General features: G+C 55.2%; 6 protein-coding genes. 2 read left to right on the top strand and 4 right to left on the bottom strand.

What is annotated here, in order from left to right; genetic code table 11:
* A partial coding sequence (locus ABX962_RS21465) for a sulfatase-like hydrolase/transferase (RefSeq protein ID WP_372722159.1) occupies nt 1-1,263 on the bottom strand: 1,263 nt, incomplete at its 3' end.
* 279 nt (nt 1,264-1,542) lie between these two features.
* On the opposite strand from ABX962_RS21465, the gene ABX962_RS21460 reads away from it, so the two are divergent.
* The gene (locus tag ABX962_RS21460; protein ID WP_372722158.1) at nt 1,543-2,943 is read left to right on the top strand and encodes an RtcB family protein; all 1,401 of its coding nucleotides are present in this window, start codon (nt 1,543-1,545) and stop codon (nt 2,941-2,943) included.
* 170 nt (nt 2,944-3,113) lie between these two features.
* Here the strand turns inward: ABX962_RS21460 and ABX962_RS21455 are convergent, their stop codons facing one another.
* On the bottom strand, nt 3,114-4,466 hold the full coding sequence (locus ABX962_RS21455) for a M20 family metallopeptidase (RefSeq protein ID WP_372722156.1): 1,353 nt from the start codon (nt 4,464-4,466) through the stop codon (nt 3,114-3,116).
* Nucleotides 4,467-4,778: 312 nt separating this feature from the next.
* Between ABX962_RS21455 and ABX962_RS21450 the strand changes: the two genes are divergently transcribed.
* The gene (locus ABX962_RS21450; RefSeq protein WP_372722154.1) at nt 4,779-5,903 is read left to right on the top strand and encodes a leucine-rich repeat domain-containing protein; all 1,125 of its coding nucleotides are present in this window, start codon (nt 4,779-4,781) and stop codon (nt 5,901-5,903) included.
* A 154-nt stretch (nt 5,904-6,057) separates the two neighbouring features.
* Here the strand turns inward: ABX962_RS21450 and ABX962_RS21445 are convergent, their stop codons facing one another.
* Nucleotides 6,058-7,335: a hypothetical protein gene (locus ABX962_RS21445; protein WP_372722152.1), complete on the bottom strand. Its 1,278-nt coding sequence runs from the start codon at nt 7,333-7,335 to the stop codon at nt 6,058-6,060.
* Nucleotides 7,336-7,536: 201 nt separating this feature from the next.
* The gene (locus ABX962_RS21440) at nt 7,537-8,877 is read right to left on the bottom strand and encodes a prenyltransferase/squalene oxidase repeat-containing protein (protein WP_372722150.1); all 1,341 of its coding nucleotides are present in this window, start codon (nt 8,875-8,877) and stop codon (nt 7,537-7,539) included.
* Nucleotides 8,878-9,193: the final 316 nt, after the last annotated feature.

Raw genomic sequence — 9,193 nt, 5'->3', positions numbered from 1 at the left:
TTTGTCCTCGCCATCGCGAACCGCTGTTTGACCTTGCAGTCGCCAAAACAGCGTGCGAGTAGCCGGGGGCGATTCTCCGCGAAGCTGCGGCAACAAATTGATGCCATCGTAGGCTCCGTATTTTGCTTCGGCACGTCGGCGATTGCGTTTGTCCTCGTGCGAAGGAGACGGCTTCAGTGGCAACAGCTCCGCCCCAGCCGCCGCCATGAACGTGGGCAACACATCCAAGCTTGAAACCACCGCGTCGGTTCGTTTGCCGGCAGGTAACTGCCCAGGCCATGACCAAATCATCGGCACACGAACGCCGCCTTCACGCAGTGAGCCTTTGACGCCTGAAAGCGGCCCATTCCAGCTGCCATTATTGGTGGCGCCACCGTTGTCCGAAAAGAAAACGATCAAGGTTTCTTCGAGCTGGTCGGTTTCGTCCAAATAGGCACGGACGCGTCCAACCCCACGATCCAGGGCGTACATCATCGCGGCGTAAGTGCGACGTTTGGGATCGCTGATATGAGCGAACTTTGCAAGATCTTGATCCGTTGCCTGCATCGGCGTATGTGGGGCGTTGTAGGAAAGCATCACCATCCAAGGCTGCGATGCGGCTTCGTCTTGGCTTTTAATCCAGCGAAGGGCTTCGTCAGTGAAAAAGTCCGTCAGGTAGGGACTTGAAAACTCACGCAGCGGTTCTCCGTTTCGCTCCAATTGATGTTTGTCGGGGGTGGGAAAGTAATTATGGCTGCCGACCAACATGCCACAAAAATGGTCAAAGCCGCGGGCGTTAGGATGGTGGGCTTCGTGGCTACCCAAATGCCACTTGCCAACGAGCGCGGTGGCGTAACCGGCAGCGCGAAGTTGATCACCCAACGTGTGCTCGCTCGGTGACAATCCAAGCAACTCGGTACGCGTGCCATAGGCGGCAGCGGATTGATTCAAATTCGATTCGTAGCCAAAGCGGCGGGGATCACGTCCAGTCAGAAGCCCCGCTCGGGATGGAGAACAAACGGAACTGGTGACATACGCCTCGCTGCAGAAGACGCCCGATTTCGCGAGCGAATCGAGGTGTGGCGTCTGCAGATGCTGGCTGCCGGTGTAGCCAAGGTCGCCATAGCCCATGTCATCGGCCAATACGATCAACAAGTTGGGGCGGTCGGGGGACGCCGCAAATAGAGTCGAGCGGCTAGCGGCAACCTCGCTTGTGACGAAAAGCAAGACAAAAAAAGCAAAACGCAAGCATCGTCGTGCGGATGGGGTTGGGAGCTGAAGCATGGCTGAGTTCACTGTGGTTCGCCCGGAAAATCGATCGCGTTCAAAAATCGTCATGGTATGCCGAAACATGTTAATCTGAATTCATCGTTTTGTGGCCTGGGGATTGAGCATCAAGCATTCTTCGATGTGCGAATAACGAGTGGTAGAGAAATGTTTTTGTTGAAAATGGCGAGCCTATTGGTTCCATCGTTGTCTTGATGCATTGGGGACCGTGGATTTAGACAGTGGCATGGGGCGCTGTCCCGCGTTCGCATTGCGGTCGGAAAGAAATCGCGACTTATGATGAAAACACGTGAACTCAGCAATCTTGGCGTTCCCAAAGGATCGGCGATGCAGATCGCCAAAGAAACGATCCGATTGGCAGCGGAATCGGGGCTGCAACGCACTGTGCTTCGTGACACGATCGCCAGCGTCGTCGACTCGCCGACATCGTACCTTGACCATGAATTGTGGGGGAAGTTGGCGGCCGAGTTGGCGGGGGTGTTCGCTGCCCAGTCGCGTTACGTTGGTCGCGAGCAAGCTGCGCCCTGGCGACAATGGGGCCGCGATCTCGATCCGACTGCCGTCCAACAGATGGCTCATGCCTGCGAATTGCCAATCTCGCACAGTGGAGCGTTGATGCCAGATGCACACCAAGGGTACGGATTACCGATTGGCGGAGTGTTGGCGACCAAAGATTGCGTGATCCCCTACGCCGTGGGTGTCGATATCGCTTGCCGTATGAAAATGACGGTCTTGGATTTGCCCACTACCGCATTGGAGAAACAGCAAGACCGGTTGCGGGGGGCGATCGAGCGAGAGACGCAGTTCGGGATCGGGGCTCGGTTTCGCAAGTCTCGTCAACATGGCGTGATGGATGCCGATTGGAACGTATCCCACATCACCAAAATGAACCGTGACAAGGCATGGAAACAATTGGGAACCAGCGGAAGTGGGAATCACTTTGTCGAGTTCGGGATTTTGACACTTCCGCGTCCGGATCTTGGCCTGGAACCGGGGCAATATTTGGCACTGCTCAGCCACAGCGGGTCGCGGGGTACCGGTGCGGCGGTATGTGATTACTACAGCCGTGTGGCCAAGCAATTGCATCCCGAGCTGCCGCGCGAACTTGTTAACCTTGCTTGGTTGGATCTCGATTCTCAAGCGGGCGGCGAGTACTGGGCGGCGATGAATTTGATGGGGGAATATGCTGCGGCGAATCATGCCTGCATTCACAAAGCAATCGCCAAACACCTTGGTGTCGATGTGATCTTGGATATCGAGAATCACCACAATTTCGCTTGGAAAGAAACCCATGCGGGCGAAGAGTTAATTGTCCATCGAAAAGGAGCCACGCCCGCGGGGGCCGGAGTGTTGGGGATCATCCCCGGTTCGATGGGGGCACCGGGGTACGTGGTTCGCGGCAACGGTGTCGAGTCGTCGCTGCAAAGTGCGGCGCATGGTGCAGGCCGCAAGATGAGCCGAACCGCGGCGAAGCGTCAATTCAATTGGAAAGACGTGAAGCCGTTTTTGGCCAAGCGAGGCGTGACGTTGATGTCGGCCGGGTTGGACGAAGTTCCGATGGCGTACAAGGACATTGATGAAGTCATGGCGTCGCAACGCGATTTGGTAGACACCGTGGCTCGGTTTGATCCCAAGTTGGTCAAGATGGCTCCCGCCGGCGAACGTCCCGAAGATTAATCACGACGTTGCAACGGATCAAGTGTAGCGGAATCTGTCGACCTTTTTTTGGCTTGACTGATGCCCGCCGAAACGGACGCGCGAGTTCCGCTACGGAATGTATCACTGCGGCGGCCGCAGTGGCTGGAATGTGAAATTGCATTCGTTTTCGCCTTGTTCCAGCCTGCGGGTCAAGGCGACGGCTGCAACAGGTCCAATAACGATGCTGTCATTGTGGTAAAAGCGGTCTTTAGCGTTTCCGGAGCATCCGGGTAATAGATTCCCGAATGCAGCGATGGGGCGGGGATGCCAAGCTGTTCGAAACGATCGAGTCGCGATTGATCGACCGAGCCGACGGAGTACATCAAGATCGGCACTCCGGCGATCCCATAGCGGCTAAAGTCCTCGCCTCCCATCGATTGTTCGCCTGGCACCATGTTTTCTACGCCAAGCACATCGGAAAACAGCTTGGTCATTCGCGCCGTTAATTCGTCATCGTTTCGCAATGACGGTGTTCCTTGGCTGATCAGGACATCGGGTTCTTCGGCGTTGTGCGCCATCGCTACTGCCAACGCACGTCGGCGAATCGCGGCGAGCACTTGTTGTCGCACTTCCTCGCTGTAACTTCGCACGGTTAATTGTAACTTGCAGTCATCACCGATCACATTGTGTTTCGTTCCGCCATGGATCGAACCCACGGTCACCACCGCAGGTTCGATCGGTTTCACTTCGCGGCTGACGATCATCTGCAGCGACAACACCAAATCCGCGGCTTGGACGATCGGGTCGATCGTCGAATGCGGAGCCGATCCATGTCCGCCACGCCCCTTTACGGTGATGTCGACGCTGTCGACGTTGGCGAGCGAATAGCCGGGCATCAAGCTAATTGCGCCGGTGGGCTTGTCGGCGCTGACGTGAATGGCCAAGGCATAATCGGGCTTCGGAAACCTTTCAAACAAGCCATCGTTCAGCATCGCTTTGGCTCCCTCGCCGAGCTCTTCGGCGGGTTGACCGATTATCATTAGCGTTCCCGACCATTGATCCCTGTGTTCGCTCATGTAACGACCCACTGCGGTCACATTTGTCATATGGATGTCGTGACCACACGCATGCATCACGCCCGTGCTGCTGCCGTCTTCGCGAGTTGATTGCACCGTCGATGCAAATGGAACCGGAGTCTGTTCGGTCACCGGCAACGCATCCAAGTCGGTTCGAATCATCACGACGGGACCCTTACCGTTGTGCATGATTCCCACGATGCCGTGACCTCCCACACCCGTGGTCATTTCGAAACCGAGTTGTTTCCAAATTTCCGCTAGCTTCGCAGCCGTTTTCTCTTCTTCAAAGGAAAGCTCGGGGTGCTGGTGCAGCCAACGATAGAGTTCAAGGAAATTTTCTTGGTTCTGCTCGAACCATGGCGCGGGTGCAGTGGTGGCGACAGCCGAAGTGGTCGGCGATTCCGCCAGCACCCTCGGCGTGTCGATCATTTCGTTGCCGAGTAGGACTGCCAACAAAACGATCGCGGTACAAGAGCGAACACGCATGAAAATACCTTTGTCGAGGATCTGTGAACAACGCCATGTCTGCATTCTAAACGTTCGTCGTTGCGTCTGCTATGATTACGCGAGTTCAATTGCCCTTGATGGCTCAACAACGTCCTACCCCCTGCATGATGCCATGCATTTTTTGCACGGTCTGCTACGCTCGGTCATCCGCCCAGTTTATGCTGACAACGAAAGTCTTGATGACTTTCGCTACGGACAACCCTGATTTTTCAGTCTAGAAATAGCACTCTCAGGCTGACTTACGCTAGCTGGCTAGCAGCCTATCCCACTTTTACCCACCTGATTTGACTTATGCGAATTACATTCCTCCCGTTTGCATTTCTGGTTCTTGGCGGCTGCCTGTTTTTGAGTACAGGCTGCGATTCGAAGCAGGAACCGGCGGATCCCGTTCCCTCGGCTGCCGTTGCCAAAGTCCAGCCCGCCGCCACCGACGATCCCGAGGCGGTTGCGGCGATTGAGGCAACATCGGCCAAGCTGAAAAAGGATGCCGACGGCGCGATTGTGGAAGTCGATTTTCGTGGTACCTCGATCGATGATTCGCAACTCGCTTTGCTGAAACCTCTAAAACGCGTCCGTTCGGTCTTGCTAGGCGGCACGGCAATCAGCGACGAGGGGCTGAAAACAATCGCCGAGGTCGCCACTCTGGAAAACATTGACCTGCGAGATTGCAAAATCGGTAACGCGGGATTGGCCAATCTGACACCGCTTTCCAAATTAAAAGCGCTGCGATTGTCCGGGAAAAGTGGCGACTGCTCGGTCGACGACGACGGAATGAAGCATGTCGCCAAACTTAGCAACCTGAAGGTGTTGGCGATCGATTTCTTGTGGATCAGCGAAGTGGGGATTGAGGAACTAACCGGCCTGAAAAACTTGCAAGAGTTGTACATGGCCGAAACCACAATCGGTAACGACGCCATCACCATCCTGGCCAATTTTCCAAATCTCAAAAAGCTGCGTTTGGCGAAAAACCAAATCGATGCGATGGGAATGGCCGAGTTGCCGAAAATCAAGAACCTCGAAGAACTTGACATCAGCGAGTGTGCTCAGCTGTTTGATGATGCAATGAAGCCGCTCAGTGAGCTGACCCAACTAAAGAAACTGAACGTGTGGCGAGTCAATATTTCGGACGCAGGTGTCGAACCGCTCAAGGGGCTTACGTCACTCGAGTCGTTGAACCTGGATAACACACGGCTCACCGACGCTGGCATGCCGTACCTGAGTGACCTGACGAAATTGACCTTCTTGCATTTGGGATCGACCCAAATCAGTGACGCGGGACTGGTTCACTTAGAAGGATTGAAAGCACTGAAAGATCTGAAAGTGACTCGCACCGCCGTGACTCAAGAAGGAGTCGATAAGCTGAAACAGAAATTGCCTAAGACCGACATTCAGCTGAAGTACATCGAAGGCGAGTGATCCAATTCATCCGCTCCGGCAGATGGGTTCCCGTAGCGAAAGTCGCCAAGACTTTCGGCCAAGCTTGGACGTCATCAGCCGCTGCGATGCCGATCCACTGGGTTCCGGTCCGCGGGGTTTCGGCCTACAAAGTGCCGCTCGGCTTTGAGAGCCGTTAGCGCGTCGCAGTGGATGACGCCGGAATACCACTGAGTTGCCGATCGGCGAAGTGGGCGGCAATCAAGGCTAATGCGGAACACATCAGCGGATCATTCTCTTTCATCAACCCGCTGCGTCGGTTGACGATGCTGCCGTCGGGACTCTGATGACGACGCAATCGATCCACTAGCCGATCAGCCCAGTCGCCGCTGATCCCTAGTCGCCAATACGCTTCCGCCCGGACCGCTTGGTGGTAGAAATAGACGGCTTCGCCCCAAGGTTCCGGGTAATCTCGAGGAATACCGTCAGGGTATTCCCAGTCCTCGTGCTGCTGAAGCCATGTTTTCGCCGCGACGACGCGTTCGTCGTTCATGTCCACGCCTGAAGCCAACAATGCGATCACGCCATCACACGTCGCAGTGGCATAGCTGCGGAAAAAAGTCTGGCCCTGCGTCTGCCCGATCCGTCCCTTGTTCGCAGCCAAAACGATCGGCGAAAAATAAAAGCCACCATCATAAATGGCGGTTCGCTGCGTACTGTCTTGGCTCGTTGTGTTTTCGAGCGTGGGCTGAGGACGACGTTCACTCGGATGTTTTTGCAGCAGTCGCAGAAAATGTTGAGCATTTGCGAAGGTGCGACTCAGGTGGGATTGTTCGCTAGCCGAGTCGACGTCCGCCACCGCACGGCGATGACCGCTGTCGCGGAGTGCCGCCAAGGCCCAACGGGTGTGAGCCAAGTCCATGTGCCCGGTTTGCCCAGCGGGTTGCGGACCCCCGAATCCCCATCCGCCGTATGCAAGATGTGACTCTGAAAAGCCACGCGACTCGGTGAACTGCTCACCGATCAAAAAGCGACGTAGTGAATCAACCACGGCGTCATGGTCAGACATCGCGTTAAAACAACGCAGTGCAAACGCACTTGCAAACACCGGATACTCCAAGACATCCGGGTCGGCCACACCGAGCACACCGTTTCGCATGTGGTTGCTCATCCACGAGCGGGCTCGCGCTGCGGTAACCGATTCGACAAACTTGGAATCGCAATCTTGCAAGATCGACAAGACAAACGGGGTTAACGCCTGTCCGCTTTTCAGCAACGCATACGTCTGACTTCTCCAGGCTCCATCGGGCGACTGCTGAGCAAGCAGATAATCACGCAGTGACTTGATCAGCGTCTGAGACCGCGATCGCACCTCGTCATGCTCTGACGCAATCAGTGGCCGAACACGCGATCCGAGAATCGATGCCGCGATTCCGCTGGCTAAAAAAACACGACGAGATATTGAGGGGTTCATCACGCAATGACCAACATGGGGGCGGGGTTTTTGCTGTTCAAGCCGAACCGGCCGAGTGAGCTGCTTATTCGTAGTGGACGTGGCAACACGTCCTGCACGCTGGATCTTTCGCAAGATCCACTACATTTGTTGATCCAAGAATCTTTTCGCAAGATCCACGACTCTTGGTGGCACTATCGACGTACCCGCAACGCATCTGCATTACTTCGCAGACGCGATCCGCTTCAGAAGCTTGATGTCGTTTTGAGTGGTGATCACTTGCAATGCCGCCGCGGTGCAGAACACGGGACTGGTAATGCAGTGGTGTCCGTTCCAGCTGCCGTCGGGATTTTGCACCTTGGCTAGTCGGTCGATCATCTTGGCATTCCATTTTTCCCAAGCATCACCACCGGCGATGACCAACGATTCGCTAGTCATCAGGTAGCTTAAAAATTCTTCGCCGCCATTGTTACCGAACCCTGACAACAAGCGTTCGTCATCGAGCCGACTCAATTGAGCTTGGTTTTGCACCACGGCATCGCCTAGTAATTTGGCTTTCTGAGCGTCTTGGCCGGCGATTCGCAAGTTTTCTTCGGTGACGTCCGCATCAGCGGCCAGCTTGCCTTGCTTTTTGGCTTCTTCGATCGTTTGCTCGGCTTGGGCCGCATCTGCCGCATTGCCACGTAACCCACCCGAGAACGCGTACAGTTCTACGCCAGCCGCTGCACCGGAGGACGCTGCTCCTGTTTCGGCGTTCACATTGCGTTTTTGATATTGCTGAGCCTTTTCCAATTTCTTGACATCAACGTTCTTGCCAAGTGCCCTGGCGAATTCAAGCGAATTACAGCTGAGTGCGGATTGTAGCACCGGAGCCCATCCGCCACCGGTACTCCAGCTGCCGTCTTTGGATTGAGTGCGTTGGATTCGCTCGAGGCAGGCGGTCAATGCTGATTCGACTCGCTTGTGCCAGCGATCGTTTTTGGGCAGTACCTCGGACACTCGTGTCAAAAATTGGGCCGTCATCGCCGTATCAATCATCTGGCCCAATTTGGTTTGCGGCTGCGTGCCTTGGATCGACGTGATGCGGTCAGCGTCGGGGTCCGCGTTCTCGACCGCTTTGACCAGATAATGCATCGCTTTGACCACGCTATCGCGATACTCGCCTTCGGTGGGCGTGTGCCCGGCACGCATCAATGCCGATGCGGCAAACGCGGTGGTGGCAGGATCCGATGGAAATTTCGCAGGATCAAGGATCTGCTGCTTAGCATGGCTGCCGCCGCCCCAGCCACCATCGGAATGCTGTGCTGCGACCAGCCAACGGAGCCCCTGATTGACCATCTTGGTGGTCGCTTTCTTCTGCTCTTTCTTTTGTTGCTTCTTGTTTTTCCCCTGCGGTTTAATGTTCTCCTTGTCCGCATGCTCTGCGGTGGACTCGGTCGCAGGCGATTCAGCAGGAAGCGTTGTCGGTTCGTCGGCGACAAGATTCAAGGTCAAAATGGTGGCAATCGTTCCGCAAAGAAGGCTGCGAGAAAGCAATCGAGCCGCGAATGCTGCAGTGGACATGACGTTCTCTCCGAAAGAAACAAGAAAAGGATTCGCGTGGACGCAAAGGTCCGCCACGCGAAAGGGGCTTGCACTATCGAAGTTAAACGAATCCAAGTCCGTTATATTAGGAAAGCAGATGCTTTGACCCGAATTTTACAATCGCCTGAGATTCAAAGGCCAAAACTACCCAGTTTGCCAAAAAGGTGTCCGACACCTTTTTTAGGTGCGGTCCGACAACAATCGAATCGTTTCGTCGACTTGGTCCGAGAAATCGCTTGGCAAATTTGAACTCGGTGGCAGCGAGGCAATTTGGCGATGAAGCGGGGTCAATGAG

This window comes from Novipirellula sp. (assembly GCF_041583735.1).
Classification (GTDB): domain Bacteria; phylum Planctomycetota; class Planctomycetia; order Pirellulales; family Pirellulaceae; genus Novipirellula.
This window is presented reverse-complemented; position numbering and strand designations above follow the sequence as displayed.

Excerpts from the sequence above, each read along its gene's own strand:
- ABX962_RS21455 (WP_372722156.1), bottom strand. The coding sequence starts at position 4,466 with ATGCGTGTTCGCTCTTGTACCGCGATCGTTTTGTTGGCAGTCCTACTC.
- ABX962_RS21440 (WP_372722150.1), bottom strand. The coding sequence starts at position 8,877 with ATGTCCACTGCAGCATTCGCGGCTCGATTGCTTTCTCGCAGCCTTCTT.
- ABX962_RS21445 (WP_372722152.1), bottom strand. The coding sequence starts at position 7,335 with ATGAACCCCTCAATATCTCGTCGTGTTTTTTTAGCCAGCGGAATCGCG.
- ABX962_RS21460 (WP_372722158.1), top strand. The coding sequence starts at position 1,543 with ATGATGAAAACACGTGAACTCAGCAATCTTGGCGTTCCCAAAGGATCG.
- ABX962_RS21450 (WP_372722154.1), top strand. The coding sequence starts at position 4,779 with ATGCGAATTACATTCCTCCCGTTTGCATTTCTGGTTCTTGGCGGCTGC.